The 17,256-nt window shown below is 33.2% G+C and carries 19 protein-coding genes and 1 pseudogene; 13 read left to right on the top strand and 7 right to left on the bottom strand.

Annotated elements, in window-relative coordinates; all coding sequences use genetic code 11:
- Positions 1-200: 200 nt before the first annotated feature.
- Positions 201-632, top strand: coding sequence for an NUDIX hydrolase (locus BAQ49_RS21020; protein ID WP_071746900.1), 432 nt, complete (start codon positions 201-203; stop codon positions 630-632).
- 213 nt (positions 633-845) lie between these two features.
- Here the strand turns inward: BAQ49_RS21020 and BAQ49_RS21015 are convergent, their stop codons facing one another.
- Both BAQ49_RS21015 and BAQ49_RS21010 read right to left on the bottom strand, forming a co-directional pair.
- Complete coding sequence (locus BAQ49_RS21015; RefSeq protein WP_071746899.1) at positions 846-1,403, bottom strand: PadR family transcriptional regulator; 558 nt, start codon at positions 1,401-1,403, stop codon at positions 846-848.
- Positions 1,404-1,554: 151 nt separating this feature from the next.
- On the bottom strand, positions 1,555-3,096 hold the full coding sequence (locus BAQ49_RS21010) for an MDR family MFS transporter (RefSeq protein WP_071746898.1): 1,542 nt from the start codon (positions 3,094-3,096) through the stop codon (positions 1,555-1,557).
- Positions 3,097-3,519: 423 nt separating this feature from the next.
- Here BAQ49_RS21010 and BAQ49_RS21005 point away from each other — a divergent pair, with 423 nt between their 5' ends.
- Positions 3,520-4,020, top strand: a complete 501-nt coding sequence (locus BAQ49_RS21005; RefSeq protein WP_071746897.1) for a hypothetical protein — start codon at positions 3,520-3,522, stop codon at positions 4,018-4,020.
- 31 nt (positions 4,021-4,051) lie between these two features.
- Here BAQ49_RS21005 and BAQ49_RS21000 read toward each other — a convergent pair whose 3' ends face one another.
- Complete coding sequence (locus tag BAQ49_RS21000) at positions 4,052-4,285, bottom strand: phage holin (RefSeq protein ID WP_071746896.1); 234 nt, start codon at positions 4,283-4,285, stop codon at positions 4,052-4,054.
- A gap of 164 nt (positions 4,286-4,449) precedes the next feature.
- On the opposite strand from BAQ49_RS21000, the pseudogene BAQ49_RS20995 reads away from it, so the two are divergent.
- Together BAQ49_RS20995 and BAQ49_RS20990 are read left to right on the top strand one after the other, a co-directional pair.
- A pseudogene (locus tag BAQ49_RS20995) lies at positions 4,450-5,102 on the top strand (diguanylate cyclase domain-containing protein).
- Between the two features lie 550 nt (positions 5,103-5,652).
- Complete coding sequence (locus BAQ49_RS20990) at positions 5,653-6,315, top strand: YkyA family protein (RefSeq protein ID WP_071746895.1); 663 nt, start codon at positions 5,653-5,655, stop codon at positions 6,313-6,315.
- A 31-nt stretch (positions 6,316-6,346) separates the two neighbouring features.
- On the opposite strand, the gene BAQ49_RS20985 is transcribed toward BAQ49_RS20990, so the two are convergent.
- Complete coding sequence (locus BAQ49_RS20985) at positions 6,347-6,805, bottom strand: YkyB family protein (RefSeq protein WP_000804854.1); 459 nt, start codon at positions 6,803-6,805, stop codon at positions 6,347-6,349.
- 141 nt (positions 6,806-6,946) lie between these two features.
- Here BAQ49_RS20985 and BAQ49_RS20980 point away from each other — a divergent pair, with 141 nt between their 5' ends.
- Entirely contained in the window at positions 6,947-8,521 is a 1,575-nt protein-coding gene (locus BAQ49_RS20980; RefSeq protein WP_116733489.1) for a Ppx/GppA family phosphatase, read from the top strand.
- A gap of 108 nt (positions 8,522-8,629) precedes the next feature.
- Positions 8,630-10,738, top strand: a complete 2,109-nt coding sequence (locus tag BAQ49_RS20975; protein WP_071746893.1) for a polyphosphate kinase — start codon at positions 8,630-8,632, stop codon at positions 10,736-10,738.
- A 165-nt stretch (positions 10,739-10,903) separates the two neighbouring features.
- Here the strand turns inward: BAQ49_RS20975 and BAQ49_RS20970 are convergent, their stop codons facing one another.
- Complete coding sequence (locus BAQ49_RS20970; RefSeq protein WP_071746892.1) at positions 10,904-11,128, bottom strand: hypothetical protein; 225 nt, start codon at positions 11,126-11,128, stop codon at positions 10,904-10,906.
- Between the two features lie 97 nt (positions 11,129-11,225).
- The gene (locus tag BAQ49_RS20965; RefSeq protein ID WP_071746891.1) at positions 11,226-12,083 is read right to left on the bottom strand and encodes a metallophosphoesterase; all 858 of its coding nucleotides are present in this window, start codon (positions 12,081-12,083) and stop codon (positions 11,226-11,228) included.
- Positions 12,084-12,277: 194 nt separating this feature from the next.
- Here BAQ49_RS20965 and fadH point away from each other — a divergent pair, with 194 nt between their 5' ends.
- From fadH to BAQ49_RS20950, 3 genes are all read left to right on the top strand, one after another.
- Positions 12,278-13,042, top strand: coding sequence for a 2,4-dienoyl-CoA reductase (fadH, locus tag BAQ49_RS20960; RefSeq protein ID WP_071746890.1), 765 nt, complete (start codon positions 12,278-12,280; stop codon positions 13,040-13,042).
- Positions 13,043-13,296: 254 nt separating this feature from the next.
- Positions 13,297-14,514, top strand: coding sequence for an EAL domain-containing protein (locus BAQ49_RS20955; RefSeq protein ID WP_000564312.1), 1,218 nt, complete (start codon positions 13,297-13,299; stop codon positions 14,512-14,514).
- A 183-nt stretch (positions 14,515-14,697) separates the two neighbouring features.
- Positions 14,698-15,186, top strand: coding sequence for a DUF3993 domain-containing protein (locus BAQ49_RS20950; protein WP_001233796.1), 489 nt, complete (start codon positions 14,698-14,700; stop codon positions 15,184-15,186).
- A 26-nt stretch (positions 15,187-15,212) separates the two neighbouring features.
- Here the strand turns inward: BAQ49_RS20950 and BAQ49_RS20945 are convergent, their stop codons facing one another.
- The gene (locus BAQ49_RS20945) at positions 15,213-15,449 is read right to left on the bottom strand and encodes a glutaredoxin domain-containing protein (RefSeq protein ID WP_000717868.1); all 237 of its coding nucleotides are present in this window, start codon (positions 15,447-15,449) and stop codon (positions 15,213-15,215) included.
- A gap of 232 nt (positions 15,450-15,681) precedes the next feature.
- Between BAQ49_RS20945 and BAQ49_RS20940 the strand changes: the two genes are divergently transcribed.
- The 4 genes from BAQ49_RS20940 (at position 15,682) to abbA (ending at position 17,146) form a co-directional block, all read left to right on the top strand.
- Positions 15,682-15,918: a YkuJ family protein gene (locus BAQ49_RS20940; protein ID WP_000055151.1), complete on the top strand. Its 237-nt coding sequence runs from the start codon at positions 15,682-15,684 to the stop codon at positions 15,916-15,918.
- A 172-nt stretch (positions 15,919-16,090) separates the two neighbouring features.
- On the top strand, positions 16,091-16,240 hold the full coding sequence (locus BAQ49_RS33090) for a hypothetical protein (protein ID WP_071746889.1): 150 nt from the start codon (positions 16,091-16,093) through the stop codon (positions 16,238-16,240).
- A 74-nt stretch (positions 16,241-16,314) separates the two neighbouring features.
- Complete coding sequence (locus BAQ49_RS20930) at positions 16,315-16,833, top strand: ribonuclease H-like YkuK family protein (protein ID WP_071746888.1); 519 nt, start codon at positions 16,315-16,317, stop codon at positions 16,831-16,833.
- 121 nt (positions 16,834-16,954) lie between these two features.
- A complete protein-coding gene (abbA, locus tag BAQ49_RS20925; RefSeq protein ID WP_071746887.1) occupies positions 16,955-17,146 on the top strand; it encodes an antirepressor AbbA in 192 nt (63 codons plus the stop codon).
- Positions 17,147-17,256 lie beyond the last annotated feature (110 nt).

Here is a 17,256-nt window from a genome sequence, read left to right as displayed (position 1 = left end):
GGAATTGGATTAAACTTATAAAGAATTGTGTACTTGTACAGGGATAAGATGCTAGTTATGTTATTTAAGAACCGGTCCATATTCTGGAATAAGGAAGGGAATTGGATAGTTCATTTTGAAATAGTAAGTTATCACAAAAAAAGAACAAAATAGCTATATAAAGATGCATATACTAAGTTAATAGAAACGGGGAATTTCAATTGGAACAAAGTACACAAAATATTTATTCACCGCCAAAACATATAGTTTCAGCAGCGACAATTGTAATGAATGAACAAAAAGAAATCCTATTAATCAAGGGACCTAAAAGAGGGTGGGAAATGCCAGGTGGACAAGTTGAAGAAGGAGAGTCTTTGAAAGATGCTGCAATAAGGGAAACTAAAGAGGAAACGGGTATTGATATTGAAGTTTTAAAATTTTGTGGAGTATTTCAAAATGTGAACCATTCAATATGTAATACGCTATTTTTAGCTAGACCAGTTGGCGGTAAATTAACGACTACACCAGAAAGTTTGGAAGTAGGGTTTTATCCTATTGAACAGGCGTTAGAAATGGTGAGTTTTATGAATTTTAGACAAAGAATTGAATACAGTTTGGATGAAAATCAACAACCTTTTTATATAGAATTTTAAGAAACGAAATTCTATTATAGGACACTATTGTTGAATAAATATTAGATTTTCAAACGATTTTATTGTTATATTTTTGAGCACAGTGAATTATCCTATATCGAAAATTAAACAACTATATGATACCCCCGTCCTAAATTAGAACGGGGGTATGTTTATCTTAGGTTTTAAAATTAAATAACTTTATTGTCTTTTTACAGTCTCTTCTTTACAAGCTTAACCTTCATCTATATCAATTTCTGAAAGTCGCCCTGCAACTGCATCTGTAAGGAGGGTGTTTAACCATTGCAATTCAACTGTAATATGTTCAATAACGCTTTGCAAAATATATAGTTGTGCACGTGGAATTTTTCCTTTGCTACAATCATAAATAGTTTGCATTTTATGTAAATATTGAACGGTATCATTTTTCTTCTTTTCTAAAATAGGAAGTAACTCTTGATCATCACCAAAATGAGCGAAAGAGAGTGCTGAATAAATTGGTTTATATATTTGATTTTTTGCTTCGAATTGTTTTAATAGTAACGTGTGAAATAACCGTTTTCCTTCTTCTGTTATATGAAAGATTGTTTTATCTGGTCTATTCGTATCTCGAACAATAGTTGTAATACTAATTGCACCTTGCTTTTCTAATTGCTCGAAGGCGTAGTAAAGTGATCCTTTTGCATATTTAATATAACAATCCATTTGTCTTTCTTTCATGATGTGCTGCACTTCATATGGATGTTTATCCCCTTCGAGTAGCAAGCCGAGAATGACTAATTTTATGCTCATGCTGTTTCAACTCCTGTATATAGAAACTTAATCCCGATTGGTGAGGGATTATAATCAGTGGAAATGGTCCTATGCTGATTAAAGTTTTACTTTATATATTATAAACGGCATACCCTTTTTCATAAAGGGTATGCCGTTTCTTTTTTCTATACTAACTTACTTGTTTTTGTTTTTGTTTCGTTTTTGGTCCGGTAAAGAGGCGTTCATTTCCCATAAGTAAAATACAAATAATACTTAATACAGCCGGGATAAGTGCCCAGAAGAATGTACTGGCAATAGATGTAGCAAGAGCTTCTTTAATACCAGTTAATATTTCAGCTGGTATTTTATCGGTAGCACCTGGTGATAATAAGAAACTTGTGTCTCCACCCTTTGGGGCTAATTTTGCTAGTTCAGGAGGGAACACAGTGTTTAGTTTATCTGTAAAAATATGATTTTGAATGGTACCGAAAATCGTTACACCAAGGGTCATACCGAGTGAACGGAAGAATGAGTTTGTTGATGTAGCAGAACCACGGTCTCTCATTTCTAATTTGTGGATAGAAGACATACTTAAAACTGAGAATGAGAAACCAACACCAAGTCCAGCGAGAACCATAAATAGCGTTACGAGTACACGTGGTGTGTCCATTGTTAAGGTGCTTAGTAAATAAATACCAAGAACGAAGAAAACACCAGACACCATCATGATGTTACGATAACTTGTTCGAGAAGCTAACTGTCCACCTGTTTGACTTCCAATTACAGAGCCGACCATCATTGGTGTTAAAATCAATCCAGCATTTGAGGCTGAACCGCCGAGAACACCTTGAACGAAGATTGGAATATATACGGTACAGATGATAAAAGCGGCGCCATAGAAAAAGGCAACCCCTTGGCTAGCTGCGAATAAAGGTTTTTTAAATAGATGGAATGAAATGATAGGCTCAGTTGCTTTTCTTTCTACGAAGAAGAAAATAATAAGCATAATAACAACTGTTGTAAATAGACTGATAATTACATTGGAATTCCATGCGTATTCTTTACCACCAAGTTCTAAGGCGAACATTAAGCAAACGATACTAATAACAAGTGTAATAGCGCCAGCCCAATCAATTTTTTGTTTTCTAAATTCTAGAGATTCACTGTAGTATTTAGTAATAAAGAAGAAGGAGATAAGCCCTAATGGAATATTAATATAGAAGACCCAATGCCAACTTATATAGTCCGTAATATAAGCGCCTAATAAAGGGCCAAATACGCTAGATGTCCCGAAAACCGCACCGAATAGACCTGTCATTTTTCCGCGCTTTTCTGGTGGGAATATATCGTACATAATTGTGAAGGCGATAGGCATAAGAGCGCCGCCACCGATTCCTTGAATTGCTCTATAAATACTTAGCTGCTCAATGCTAGATGCGGTTCCGCAAAGTGCGGAACCGAATAAGAAAAGAATGAGGCCACCAATATAAAAGCGTTTCCGTCCGTACATATCAGAAAGTTTTCCGAAGATAGGCATCCCTGCCATTGTTGCTACCATATATGCAGATGTGACCCAAACGAACTTGTCAAATCCTCCTAAATCTCCAACAATCGTTGCCATTGCTGTTGCAACGATTGTATTATCCATTGCTGCCATTAAAATACCAAGTAGTAAACCAGCAACAACAAATTTTGTCTTGTTGGAGTCTTTTTTTAATAATTGAGATTCCAAATATAACCCTCCTTTAATAATAAGTACACTATATTAAGTTTTGAGTGCAGCGCATAAAAAAATTAATATAGTTCTTTCAAATCAATTTACACAAGTGCACTGACAAAGCCATAAAGAATATTATAGTCAAATTTGACTAAAAGGCAAACTTTTTCTTCCGTCAAAATATTCTGTTGTATGGGCAGCGAAAGAGTGAGTAATACTTAATATTGGTATAAAGTCAATGAAGGAAATTGTAAAAAAATATTTCGGTAAGAATACCTGCTGTTAACAGAGGAAAAATGGTTTTTTCTTTATATTGTCGAATAGGATAAAAGGAAGAGTAATAACTATATATCTTTTGTAACAAGCTTTATTAATATCGTGTAGAGAGGCAGAATAAGGTCGTATGGATGATGCATCTGAAATGGGGTGAATATTATTATGAAAATGTGGAAACGAATTTCGGATCAAGGAAGGCGTTCAATACCGCTACAACCGGTGTTATGGATTGATGGCTCAAAAAAGGAAAACGAATGTCCTAATGTAGCAGTTACATTACAAATCCGTAGTATGTATAAAGAAAAATTTTCATATGAACTGACCTATGATGTAAATGACATACTTATTATTCGAATTGAAGTTGAAAATAAAGGAATGGAAATGATTTCACGAGTTGTAGTAAGTCATATGATTCGAGATTATTTTGCATATATTCCAAACTCATTAAAGGTTGATAAGGGGATGAGTGAGTTTCTGTTCCAGCTTGTAAGGTGGCGAATCGAAAATTTATTACCGAATGAGAAGGTAGAACTAATTTGTAAAATAAAAGCAAATAAAGATAAAGCACTTAAAAACGCATTATTTCAGGCTACATATACATTTCAATATAAAGGATTATCATATGGTCCACTGCAAACAAATGAAGTTGTTGTGCGGCAATGATAAAAAGGAACCTGTATGAAAGGTTCCTTTTTTAGTGAAGGTTGTGTTTTTTGAGTACTTTTTTTTGCTCGATTCCTTTTTTTCCTACATAATTGTTTTTATAACCAAAATATAGAATGAAAAGAAAGGAAGCAACATTTACAATAGCATCAATTTGATCGTTTGTAATAAAGTTCACTCCGAAAGAATTTAATAGTAATTTTAACGATAACAGAAAACCTGCTAGAAAACGTATAATATCTGATAGATTTTCTTTTTGAAGCATATATATCACTCCTTTCTAAAAACGATATATATTATATATATGAAATGAATTAGAAAAGGTATACAAGCTTAAGTAGAAATGTACATTAAATATGTACATTTTTTATTTTGTAGAAAAACATTATTGTTATAGAAACATATATTGGTATAAAAAGGGGGGAGAGTATGAAATATAAAGGGAAAATTAGTGGGTTATTACTTGGGAACACAGTTGCGGTTACAGAATGGATTGCACTTCAGGATGTAATCGCTAAGCTAGATTCGCGATCATTTTTAACCGTCTTTATTATTTATATACTGCAAATGATACTAAGCTGTTATTTTGGACATCGGTACGATAAAAGAGCGAATACGCATGAAAATATTGAAGTAGGAGGAATGACGAACAACGATTTTGTCGTTGATTTTTTCGGGAAAGTAGCTGCTTTATCAGAAAGAGATTCTCGTAATATTACAGTGTATATCCTTTCTGTAAAAGAATGGGATGTATTAAAAGACACAGTGCAAGAAAAAAATTAGATGAGTTAGTCCAAAGAGTAGAACGTACAATTGTAAAGACAGTGCGAAAGGGTGATGTAGTGACGAGGTGGGATGAAAATAAATATGTTATCGTAGCTGTTGATAATGGCTATGAAAAGTCAACAATAACAAATCGATTAATCAAAAATATTCAAAATGAAATAGCGAATGATTTATTAAATGTCACACTATTATTTGGGGCTGCAAGTTATCCGATAGAAGGGAAAACTTTTGAAGATTTGCTTAGAAAAGCACAAAATCAATTGTATAATTATAGAAAATTGCAAAGTCATGAATGAAATTTTGATTTGAAGAAGTATGATATAAAGAGTTTTTGTAACATTTTTTTGACTTTTGTTACAAAGAAAAACTTTTTTGTAACAAAAGTCTTTAAAAATATATGGAATCAGCATATAATTGTGTGTGGATGTATCAATGCATTTTGCACAATGTTTTCAGTTTAAAAGTGTAGAGGAAAACATGCTCTACACTTTTCCTTTTTAAGAAATTAAAAGAATCTTTGTAAGAGTTGCGAGGTCATCTTCGCACTATGTAAAATGGACAAAGAGGTTATTTGGTAGAAAGCGAGAAAGGGAATGATAGACATGAGAGGTTATAGATTATCTTTTATCAGGTGAAACATTATAGTGTTTCTTGCAGTAGGTAAGATTAAAGTAAATACCTTTATGTTTTAAGACATTACATAATTTCAAGTGCTAAAATTGTACAAGCAGTATAAATAATTATTGATGATCTTCGTAAAAAAGATGCGAGCATGAAATAGATGAAGAAGTTACATGTTTTCATGGGGTTTTTGGCACGATGATCGTTTACTAATAGGAGGAAAAGATGTTGAAATATAATAAATTAGCAATTGTAACTGCATTATCAATGACTTTACTAGCCGGTTGTTTCGGACCGAAACCAGAAGAGGAATTATATGTTACATTTGAAAATGCTGCAAAGCAAGAAAAAACAATGTTTGAAGATGCAAAGAAACTTGAAACTTTAGAAAAAGAGGGACAAGAATTATATAACCAGATTGTTCAAGAAGGAAAAGATAATAATCAAACTGTTAAGGAAAAACTGAACCAAGCAGTGAAAAATACAGATGAACGAGAAAAAGTACTTAAAAAAGAAAAAGAATCTTTAAATAAGGCACAAGAAGAAGTGAAATCAGCAGATAAATATGTGAAGAAAATTGAAGATAAGAAATTGAAAGATCAAGCGGATAAAGTGAAAAGCACATATGAGAAACGACACGATTCATTTAATAAGATGTATGATAGCTATAATAAATCGTTAAAACAAGAAAAAGAATTATATACAATGTTACAAGATAAAGGTACAAAATTAAAAGATATAAGTGAAAAAGTAAAAGTAGTAAATCAATCTTATAAGGATATTGAATCAGAAAAAGATAAGTTTAATGAATTCACGAAATCCTATAATACAGAAAAAATAGCTTTTTATAAACAAGCAAATATTAAAATTAAAGAAGAGAAAAAATAAAACAGTTTGGCCTATAATTGGCCAAACTGTTTTATTTTTTTGTATAGGTACGGCTATACCATGGAACTGGTTCGCTTAATTTTTTTTCTTGTTTTAATGCTTCAGGACCAATATAATCTTGCAGTGTTTTTTTTGCTATTGTTAAAGATAAGGTTGTTTTCGGATTTCGATAGGAGGATTCAAGGTGACCAAGATGTGGTAGGGTGCGAAAATCATCTTTCGTAGGAGGGATATGGAAAAAATAATCACCTAAACGTATAAGGACATCGGATTGTTGTTGACTAAAACGTGGATTTCTAGAAAAATGTAATCCTTCTTTGATAGCCTTCTTTTCAGTAATTAAGCGTTCTAAAGCAGTCTTTTTTAACCAGTATAAGTACTTAGGGTTAGTTGCAGCTTTAGCATGACGATTCACAACGAAAATAGATTGAGCTAGTCTATTAATAGAATGTTGGTTATGTAATTGAGATTGTGGTTGTGAAGGTTTCATATTGAATCTCCTTTCAAGTTTTCCTTATTATAGCATAAATAAAATGGGTTTTTATTATATGCAAAAAGTAATTGTATATATTTTCAATATTAAAGCAATATTGTTACAAAAAACAACTATTTTGTATAATAGTAATAGAATATGTTTCAGAAATTTGATAATGAAAGAGTGAGAAGTTTGAAAGAAATATTAAAACAACAATATGCCATTATAGACATTGGTTCTAATACAATGCGCTTAGTTATTTATGAAAAACAAAGCGGAGGCTTTTATAAAGAGATTGAAAATACGAAAGTGGTCGCTAGGTTAAGAAATTACTTAGTAGATGGTGTATTAAGTGAAGAAGGAATAGAAGTATTGTTACAAACATTATTTCAATTTCAAGAAAGTACACGATTCCATAATTTACACCATGTGCTTTGTGTCGCAACGGCAACAATTAGACAGGCAGAGAATCAAGATGAAATTAAAAAACTTGTTGAAGGACAAACAGATTTTACTCTAAGAGTTTTATCAGAATATGAAGAAGCGCGTTACGGTTATTTAGCAGTTATGAATTCTACTTCATTTTCAGAAGGAATTACAGTTGATATTGGTGGGGGAAGCACAGAAGTTACATACTTCCGAAATAGAGAAATTTTAGAATATCATAGCTTTCCTTTTGGAGCACTTTCTTTAAAGCAACAATTTATTCAAGGGGATATTCCTACTACAGAAGAGTTAGAGGAAATCAAAAACTATTTATGGAATCAATTTCGAACGTTACCATGGTTAATCGATAAAAAATTACCTCTTATCGCAATTGGTGGGAGTGCGAGGAACTTGGTGAAAATCCATCAAAATTTAATTTGTTATCCTATAGCTGGATTACATTTATACAAAATGAAAGAAGAAGATATTCAACATGTAAAAGAGGAATTAAAAGAATTGTCGTTCATAGAGCTTCAAAAGTTAGAGGGGTTAGCAAAAGATCGAGCGGATACGATTATTCCAGCTATCGAAGTCTTTCATATACTTGTTAACGTTATAGAGTCGCCGGCATTTGTATTGAGTAAAAAAGGATTAAGAGAAGGTGTTTTCTATGAAGAATTAACGAAAGATTTGGGGATTTCATACTATCCAAACGTAGTAGAAGAAAGTTTACATCTATTATCATTTGAATACGAAATGGATATGGAATTTGTAATTCAACTTATTAAACAAGGAACATTGATTTGTAAACAACTTGAAGGAGTAGAGCTTATTTCTATGTCGGAAAAAGACTGGGAAATATTCCATCAAGCGGCGAAAGTATTTAATATTGGGAAGTACATAGATGAAGAAGCGAGCCGATTACATACGTTTTATTTACTAGCGAATAAAACAATTGATGGTATGATGCATAAAGACCGAGTTAGATTAGCGCTTATTGCCTCATACAAATCAAAAATGTTATTTAAACAACATTTAGCTCCATTTGAAGGTTGGTTTGAGAAAAGTGAACAAAAAAAAATTCGGTTATTAGGAGGTGTTTTGCAATTTTCAGCTGCTTTAAATGTGAGACAAAGATCGCTTGTTGAAACGATATCTATAACAGAAAGTAAAGAAGGATTAACATTTAGAATTGTATGTGAGCAATCGGCGTTATCAGAAAAAGTACAAGCTGAAAAGCAAAAAAAGCAGCTGGAAAGAGTGTTGAAAACGAATATTAACTTATCATTTGAATCAAAACGTTAAGTTGTACGGATGTCTTTACAAAAAATTAACACTTTGGAATATAGTAATTTGATAAAATAAAAGTAACTAAATTATAGTGAAAAAGTTTCAAAGGGAAGTGTGAAGAGAATGGAATTGCTAAAGGGGAATTTAGTAAATTTAAATGATACAGCTTATTATAATAACCGTGAATTGAGCTGGCTAGCTTTTAATGAACGTGTACTACAAGAAGCGCAAGATGAAAATAATCCACTTTTAGAAAGATTAAAGTTTATTAGTATTTTCAGTTCAAATTTAGATGAATTTTTTATGGTGCGCGTAGCAGGTTTGAAAGATCAAGTAAGTGCCGGATTTAATCAGCCAGAAAATAAAGCGGGTTTAACACCGAAGAAACAGTTAAATAAGATTGCGATAAAAGCTCATGAGTTAATGACTGTACAGTATGACACGTTTAAAGGTTATGTATTGCCAGCGCTTGAACTAGAGGGGATTGAGCGTCTAACATTCCATGATTTGACGAAAGAGCAGAGAGAATTTATAGAAGAATATTTTGATGAACAAATCTTTCCGGTATTAACTCCTGTAGCTATTGATGCGTATCGTCCATTTCCTATGTTATTAAATAAAAGCTTGAATTTAGCTACTATTTTATACGATGAGAAGCAGGCAGAGGAAGAAAATCGCACGAAGTTAGGAATTGTCCAAGTGCCTTCTTTACTGGAGCGTTTCATATTTTTACCGAGTGAAGGGCAAAAACATAAATTTATTTTATTAGAAGATGTAATTAGTGGTTTTACTCATAAATTATTCACAGGATATAACGTATCACCCGTTACTCGTTTCCGTATTACACGTAATGCGGATTTAACAATCCATGAAGAAGGTGCACGCGATTTATTAAAAGTAATTGAAAAAGAATTGAAAAAGCGTAAGTGGGGAGCTGCCGTTCGTTTAGAAGTTGGTAAAGAACACATTGATGAAAGAGTGTTAGCGTTATTGTATGAAGTGTTGGAAGTAAAAGATGAAGATGTGTACATGATGGATGGACCGTTAGATTTAACATGTTTATTCTCCTTATATAAAAAACTAGCGCCTTTATATGAACATCTAGTATATCCGGCTCTTATTCCTCAACCTCCTCAAGATTTAGGTGATGAGGAAGATGTATTTGAAAAAGCGATAGAACATGATATTTTATTACACCATCCCTTCGAGTCGTTTCAGCCAGTCGTTGATTTTGTCCGTGATGCGGCAGATGACTCGAATGTACTTGCGATCAAACAAACATTATATCGTGTAAGTGGAGATTCTCCGATTATTCAGGCGCTAAAGGTAGCGGCTGAAAAAGGGAAACAAGTGACGGTATTGGTTGAGTTAAAGGCGAGGTTTGATGAAGAGAATAATGTTCATTGGGCTAAAGAATTGGAACAGGCCGGATGTCACGTTATTTACGGAGTAAGTCACTTGAAAACGCATAGTAAAATTACGTTAGTTGTAAGAAGAAGAAACGGAAAAATTGAAAGGTTTGTACATCTCGGAACCGGAAATTATAATGATGCAACAGCGAAGTTATATACCGATTTTGGATATATTACGTCGCGAAAAGACTTTGGTATAGATGCAACAAATTTCTTTAATTATTTGAGTGGCTATACAACGAAACCGCATTTTCATCATTTATCTGTTGCACCATTTGATATAAGAGAGCAATTTATGGATTTAATAGATGAGGAAATCCGTTACCATAGACAATATGGAAATGGATATATTATCGCTAAGATGAATTCGTTAACAGATAAACCGTTAATAAAAAAAATGTATGAAGCATCGCAAGCTGGGGTAAGGGTAGAGCTCATCGTTAGAGGGACATGTTGTTTAAGACCTGGGATTCCAAATGTAAGTGAAAATATTCGTGTAGTTAGTGTTGTGGGAAGATATTTAGAACATAGTCGTATTTATTATTTCCATCATAATGGAGATGAGAAAATATACTTATCTTCAGCTGATTTGATGACACGAAATATGGAAAAACGAGTAGAAATATCTTTCCCAATTTTAGATATTGAAATGAAAGCGAGAATAAAGGCAATTTTACAGCTTACTTTAGCTGATAATGTGAAAACACGTGAACAAAATAAAGATGGTGACTATTATTATATTATTAATAGTGGTGCAGAAGAAATTGATAGCCAAGTGAGTTTATTTAAGTTGGCTTATCAAAATACAGATGCTGAATAATAGAGACAAAGTAAAAACCTCTTAATTTCGATTAAGAGGTTTTTACTTTGTCTCTATTCACGTGTTCCAAAAGTGGAAGAATGAGTAGGGAGAATAGTTTTTATTATATGCGTATGATGGATCGCTTAGTTGAGAGAATAAAAGTGGAAGAATCGTTGTTTTAAATTAGTAATAGTATGGTTGTTGACAAGGCCCTCCGTAACAAGGATAAGGTGCTGGTGGTGGGTAAGGTGGATAAAACGGTCTAGGGCCGAAAGCTAATGCTCCGCCGAGCAATCCTCCAGCAATTCCGGCTAGAAATGGAACACCGAAAAATGGAAAGAAGCGTGAGTCGCCTGCTGGGCCAATAGGTGCTGAACGAACTGGGATAGGTTGGTAATATGGATACATGAACAAACCTCCTTTATTGGACTCATTTTTATCATATGGTGGACCAAGCGTGGATGAGCGAGTACAAGAAAGGATAAGTAAGAAAATAGGCGAATTGTTACGAATGTTGTAGGGTGAAGAGTGTAATTTCGGGTTTTGACATAAAGCGGAATGGGACACGTGTTCTTCCAATACCTCGATTGACATAGAGAATCAAATCCTGAATGTTATAGAAACCTTCAATATATTGTTTTGCAAGCGACGGGGTAATAATAGCACCTAAAAAAGGAATTTGTACTTGTCCGCCATGGCTATGACCAGAAAGTTGAAGGTTGATTGGATATGTAGCGATTTGTGGCGCGATATCTGGTTCGTGAACGAGAACAATTGTATAAATATTTTGTTTTGCGTGCTGTAAAGTTTCCGCTATTTTTGGTTTACCTAGTAGTACATCATCGAGTCCGAAAATGGAAATTTCACTATTATCCAGTAAACGAATTCGCTTTTCACTATTTTGTAAAAGTTCAAATCCAGATTCACGCATGATGTGATCATAGTATTCGGTTCCATATCCCCCATGGTCGTGGTTACCATAAATAGAAAATTTACCGAAGGGTGCTTGTATATTCTTTAAAATGGATGCCACAAAAGGAGCCTCGGTATATGTTTGATAATCATCAATGAGATCACCAGTAAAAAGGACAATATCTGGCTTTTCAGCATTAATCTTGGAAACGATTTGAGATAAATGTTGGAGAGAGAGATAGTATCCTAGATGTAAATCGCTAAATTGAAGAATCTTCATACCATGAAAACTTTTTGGTATGAGTTGTGATGTAAGTGTGTGTTGGGTAAAGGAAAGCAAATAGGGTTCTATATATTTAGCATAATAATAGCCGATGCTAGCGGTTATAAATGAATATAGACAAGTGCGTATTCCAGCTTTTAAAAAATTTCTTCTTGTAATTTTTTTCATATACAGGTTACTTGAATCTCCTTTCAGTTTTTTAAAAATATATTTTTAATATTAAAAAAGTAGTATAGATTAAGAAAAAATGAACGAAAAGAAACCTCTTTACGTTAAAATATCAGAAAATATTAAAAATATAAAGATTTCTGTTAAATAAAATGATAAAATGAATGTGTATTCATTTTTTGGAGGGGATGTATGTGAAAGAGAAGGTAGTTATTATAACAGGTGGATCAAGTGGAATGGGAAAAGGAATGGCGACTCGTTTTGCGAAAGAAGGGGCACGAGTTGTTATTACAGGACGTACAAAAGAAAAATTAGAAGAAACAAAGCTAGAGATTGAACAGTTTCCGGGGCAAGTATTGCCTGTACAAATGGATGTACGAAATACGGATGAAATTCAAAAGATGATTGAGCATATTGATGAGAAGTTTGGACGAATTGATATTTTAATAAATAATGCAGCTGGAAACTTTATTTGTCCAGCAGAGGACCTATCAGTGAATGGCTGGAATTCGGTCATTAATATTGTATTAAATGGTACATTTTATTGTAGCCAGGCTGTCGGAAAATATTGGATTGAAAAAGGCATAAAAGGAAATATCATTAACATGGTGGCAACATATGCATGGGATGCAGGGCCAGGGGTTATTCATTCAGCAGCAGCTAAAGCTGGTGTATTAGCGATGACTAAAACGCTTGCTGTTGAGTGGGGGCGTAAATATGGGATACGAGTTAATGCTATCGCACCAGGGCCGATTGAACGTACGGGCGGTGCCGATAAATTATGGATTTCAGAAGAAATGGCTAAGCGTACAATACAGAGTGTCCCACTTGGTAGGTTGGGGACACCAGAAGAAATCGCGGGTCTAGCTTATTATTTATGTTCAGATGAAGCTGCATACATAAATGGAACTTGTATGACAATGGATGGTGGCCAACATTTGCACCAATATCCATTTTAAAAGGGATGAAAAATGGATGATGTATTCATTTTTCTCTGGTAAAATGTGACGGAATTGTGACACGTTAGAGAAAGGTGTTTACAAAGGGGAATATATACGGTATATTTAAGACCTCTTTTTTCTTCATAGTAGAATTGCTAATTCCCCTTAGCATTTTACCCCTCTAATCCCTTCAGGAAAACTGAAGGGATTTTTTATTATTTTTCCGTAAATATCGTGTTATAATTTTTGAAAAGTAAAGGGAGGGAAGCACGTTGATAGATGCATTAGATGTAATGAGTAACTTGGATAAAGTCCTTCCTTATTATCAAGCTATTTTTAGTGCTGATGAGCATACAGTAATTGGATATGAAGTTGTAGGACGTATTCAAACAGAAGAGGGCATACAAAGTTTAGCGTCTTTCTTCCATGATGATTCTATTCCGAGTGAGTTCCAACTGGAAGCGGATAATATCATAGTAGAAAAAGCGTTAAATAGGTATTTAGAAACAGATCAAAAATTATTATTATTTATACATCGGAATGCCAATGTATTAATGAATGATGAAGATGAAAGTTTACTTCAACTTTTATTGATGTATGAAAAACAAGGTTTAAATTTGAACCACATTGTTTTAGAGATTACAGAACATGAATGTAAAGAAGATATCGAGCAATTTAATCATTTGCTGATGTATTATCGTACATATGGTATTCAAATTTCGATTAATAAAGTAGGAACGGGTACAAGTAATTTAGAACGTATTAGCGTGTTAGCACCGGATATTTTAAAAGTAGATTTAACAAACCTAAGGCAAACTGCACTTTTACAATCTTATCAAGATATTTTATATTCCTTATCTTTACTTGCTAGAAGAATTGGTGCGACATTGTTATATGAAGAGATTGATGCTTTTTATCAACTACAATATGCTTGGAAAAACGGTGGTAGATATTATCAAGGTAATTATTTGAAAGAATGTTTACCTGATTTTATTGAAACGAATGTTTTAAAAGAGCGACTTGGTAATGAATGTCATCAATTTATTCTGCATGAGAAGAAGAAGTTGCAAAAAATTTATAATTTAACAGAGATGTTACGTGATCGAATTGGTGATGTTCTGTCAAAACAAAAAAAGAATGAAGATATAAATGACTGGTTATTACAATTTAGCCAAAGTGTATCACAATGTAGTTTTCGGATATTTATTTGTAATGAAGATGGTTTCCAGCAATCAGGTAATGTTATGAAAAAAGATGGGGAATGGATTGTGATGCCGGAGTATTATATGAAAAACTGGAGTTGGCGTCCGTATTTTCTCGAGAATATCATGAAAATGCGTTTTGAGAATAAGGCAAGGCTCTCGGATTTATATGCCGATATTGAAACTGGTGAAATGGTACGAACATTTTCTTTTCCGATTGATGATGAAAACTTTTTATTTATAGATTTATCTTATGAATATTTATATGAAGAAGACGTTTTATTTTAATGCACGAAGAGATTCGTGCATTTTTTTGTTTGTTTTTATCATAAATTGGTAATAGTGAAAATAATAATGAAAATGCTGTCTATCGTTGTAAAGATTTTACGAACGAAATCATCCCTGTCTTTGCATAATCATTGTTACAATGAATACTACAAAGACAAGCTCTTTTAAAAGGAAGGTGAAAAAATGAGGAAATATGGAATATGGTTTGTTCTATTTATATGTGTTGCCTTTCTAGTTGGCTATAGCGTCACAACTGTTTTAGGGAAAGAAGAAGTGAAAGTGGATCGGAAAGAAGTGTTTACAACGATACAAAAAGGTTATGAGACGCAATTTTCAATTCGAGGGAAGCAAATACCAATGAATAAGATGATAGAGACGTTATCACCATATTTTACAAATAATTTCCTTCAAGTTTTTACAGATGAAAACAGTAGAAATGAAAAACAAAGTGGTGAGTATTTACTTCCAGCAAAAGAAGCTCCGTTTTCCTTTAATTCAGAAACAAAAATGTCATATGATGAGGAACATAAAAATTTATACGTCTATGAACGGGCAAAAAGTGGACAATATCAAATTGTGACATTACAAAAGGATAATGGGAAATGGAAATTAGCAGGGTATCATGAAAGTCAGGAACTTTTGGCTGAAATAAAAAGGTTACAACAATTATGAGAATAGGAATAGGTTTCTCCCTATTCCTATTCTATACCAAGTAGCTGTTGTAATTTTTCAATTTGAAAACCTGCGACAACTTCTCCGTCAATTACAACTGTTGGAGTTGAATAGGAGTCATAGTCATATAAAAGACGATTGCGTGCAGCGGCGTCTTTTTTTACGTCAAATTCTTCATACACAACGTCATTATGTTTTAAAAATTCTTTCACAATGGTACAAGGCGGACAATCAGGCTGTGTATAAACCTCAATTTTTTTCATTGTAATTCCTCCCTTTTTCTGTGTTTTATTATATTCTGTCAGTATAAAAAGAGCAATAAAGAAGGAAAAAGATATTCTTTCTTCTTTTTCCTTCGTATTTCGACAAATTTTAGTTGAGTTTCTGGCCAAGAACCTTTATCCTAGAGTGTGGAACATTTTTTCTGTTATGACGGATAGAATGAGTATAGCTGTAAAACCTATTGGTAGGAAGATCAGAGAAAGGAGAGATTTCATGTCTCTACTCCAAGGAATTTTAACTCGACTTGTTAGTCTACAAGAACAAGCTGAAAGCGGTGAAGTAGCACAACGCTATTTTGAAGTGAACGGTGAGCGCAAATGTAGCGTGAAATTTTTCGATAAAAGTGAAATGTATGAGTTAGAAGTGTATCAACAAGGTGAAAAACCTCAAGTGTATCAATTCGACAACATCGACATGGTGGCAATTGAGATTTACGACATCATTTCTTGATACATATAAAAAAGGTACTGCCATTTGGCAGTACCTTTTTTAGTTATATTAATTAATAGGCTATACATTAGTGGAAGTCGCAATGAAATAAAAGAACTTCCACAAATGTATATGTATAGGAATTTTTTATTTTTCCTACAATGGTAGTAAATAGTAATAGGAGGTGAAAAGGATGGAACGCTTACCGATTGTTATTTGTCCTAATTGTCACAGTCATGCTGAAATTAATCATGTATTAACTGCTCAGTCTAATCAAAATGTAATTTATACGTGTAGGTTTTGTCATTATGTAATCCGAAATATTGAAACGAATAAAGGGTAGTGAGTTATAATTTTTGTTTTTGTCCCATACAATGAGAATACGAAAAGTCTGTCTAATTGAAAGGACGTGACTATGTGGACGGTGAACATACATTTTATAATGTTTCTGAGAGACATTTGAATTTTGATATGGTATTTAACCGCATTTGTAGTTTCATTGAAAAGGATCCGCGAAATTTATATCGATTATCTATTGGGACAGACTCACAAGCACATCAAAAGGATACGAGGTTTATTACAGCGATACATATTCATCGGGTTGGAAAAGGAGCATGGGGATGTTTGCACCACAAATCAGTAAAAAATAAGCCAGCAACTTTGCGAGAGAAAATATATTTAGAAACGCAGTTTAGTCAAGAAATTGCCTGTCTATTTACTCCAAATCATATACAAACAATCTGGGATTTATTGCACCCATACGCTCAAGATGGAGCGGGATTCACAATGGAAATTCATTTAGATATTGGGAATGATGGTTTAACAAAAGAATTTATTTTAGATATGACGAAGAAAATTCAAGCGATGGGATTAACAGCAAAAATTAAACCGGATGCTTATGCGGCGTTTAGTTATGCGAACAGGTATACGAAATAATGTGAAATGGTTTCTATATGTTCGCTAAATACTTTTATTAAAAACTGAATATTACATCTATTAAATAAGTTGAAAATTTTATATAATAAGAGTGATGATGCGAGGGCAAGGAGAGGGACATATGGAAAAGGAATTTGTTTTAACGAGAGAAGAAGAAGATTTATTGTTGGATATTCTGTTTCAGCAAAATTTTGCGAGCGAAATTTTAGCGGTGGAGCTTACAGACATTGAGAATGGTTTAAAACAGACAGATGTGACACAATATAAAAAAATCACAAGATTGTTTTACCGATTAAAAAATAAAGGGTATTAAGCGCTACCGGAATGGTAGTCTTTTTTTTATGTTGTATGCTAAAATAGCTGTGTATCTTTTTTATTAGAAGAATGTCAGGACAAAATAATAATATGAAAACGCTATCATAA

Source organism: Bacillus proteolyticus, from assembly GCF_001884065.1.
Classification (GTDB): domain Bacteria; phylum Bacillota; class Bacilli; order Bacillales; family Bacillaceae_G; genus Bacillus_A; species Bacillus_A proteolyticus.
This window is presented reverse-complemented; position numbering and strand designations above follow the sequence as displayed.

Bases quoted from the DNA above. Each gene is read 5' to 3' on its own strand.
- BAQ49_RS21015 (WP_071746899.1), bottom strand. From the start codon at position 1,403: ATGAGCATAAAATTAGTCATTCTCGGCTTGCTACTCGAAGGGGATAAA.
- BAQ49_RS20950 (WP_001233796.1), top strand. From the start codon at position 14,698: ATGAGGAAATATGGAATATGGTTTGTTCTATTTATATGTGTTGCCTTT.
- BAQ49_RS20990 (WP_071746895.1), top strand. From the start codon at position 5,653: ATGTTGAAATATAATAAATTAGCAATTGTAACTGCATTATCAATGACT.
- BAQ49_RS20985 (WP_000804854.1), bottom strand. From the start codon at position 6,805: ATGAAACCTTCACAACCACAATCTCAATTACATAACCAACATTCTATT.
- BAQ49_RS20980 (WP_116733489.1), top strand. From the start codon at position 6,947: ATGTTTCAGAAATTTGATAATGAAAGAGTGAGAAGTTTGAAAGAAATA.
- BAQ49_RS21000 (WP_071746896.1), bottom strand. From the start codon at position 4,285: ATGCTTCAAAAAGAAAATCTATCAGATATTATACGTTTTCTAGCAGGT.
- BAQ49_RS21005 (WP_071746897.1), top strand. From the start codon at position 3,520: ATGAAAATGTGGAAACGAATTTCGGATCAAGGAAGGCGTTCAATACCG.
- BAQ49_RS20975 (WP_071746893.1), top strand. From the start codon at position 8,630: ATGGAATTGCTAAAGGGGAATTTAGTAAATTTAAATGATACAGCTTAT.
- BAQ49_RS20945 (WP_000717868.1), bottom strand. From the start codon at position 15,449: ATGAAAAAAATTGAGGTTTATACACAGCCTGATTGTCCGCCTTGTACC.
- BAQ49_RS33090 (WP_071746889.1), top strand. From the start codon at position 16,091: ATGGAACGCTTACCGATTGTTATTTGTCCTAATTGTCACAGTCATGCT.
- BAQ49_RS20965 (WP_071746891.1), bottom strand. From the start codon at position 12,083: ATGAAAAAAATTACAAGAAGAAATTTTTTAAAAGCTGGAATACGCACT.
- abbA (WP_071746887.1), top strand. From the start codon at position 16,955: ATGGAAAAGGAATTTGTTTTAACGAGAGAAGAAGAAGATTTATTGTTG.
- BAQ49_RS20940 (WP_000055151.1), top strand. From the start codon at position 15,682: ATGTCTCTACTCCAAGGAATTTTAACTCGACTTGTTAGTCTACAAGAA.
- BAQ49_RS20970 (WP_071746892.1), bottom strand. From the start codon at position 11,128: ATGTATCCATATTACCAACCTATCCCAGTTCGTTCAGCACCTATTGGC.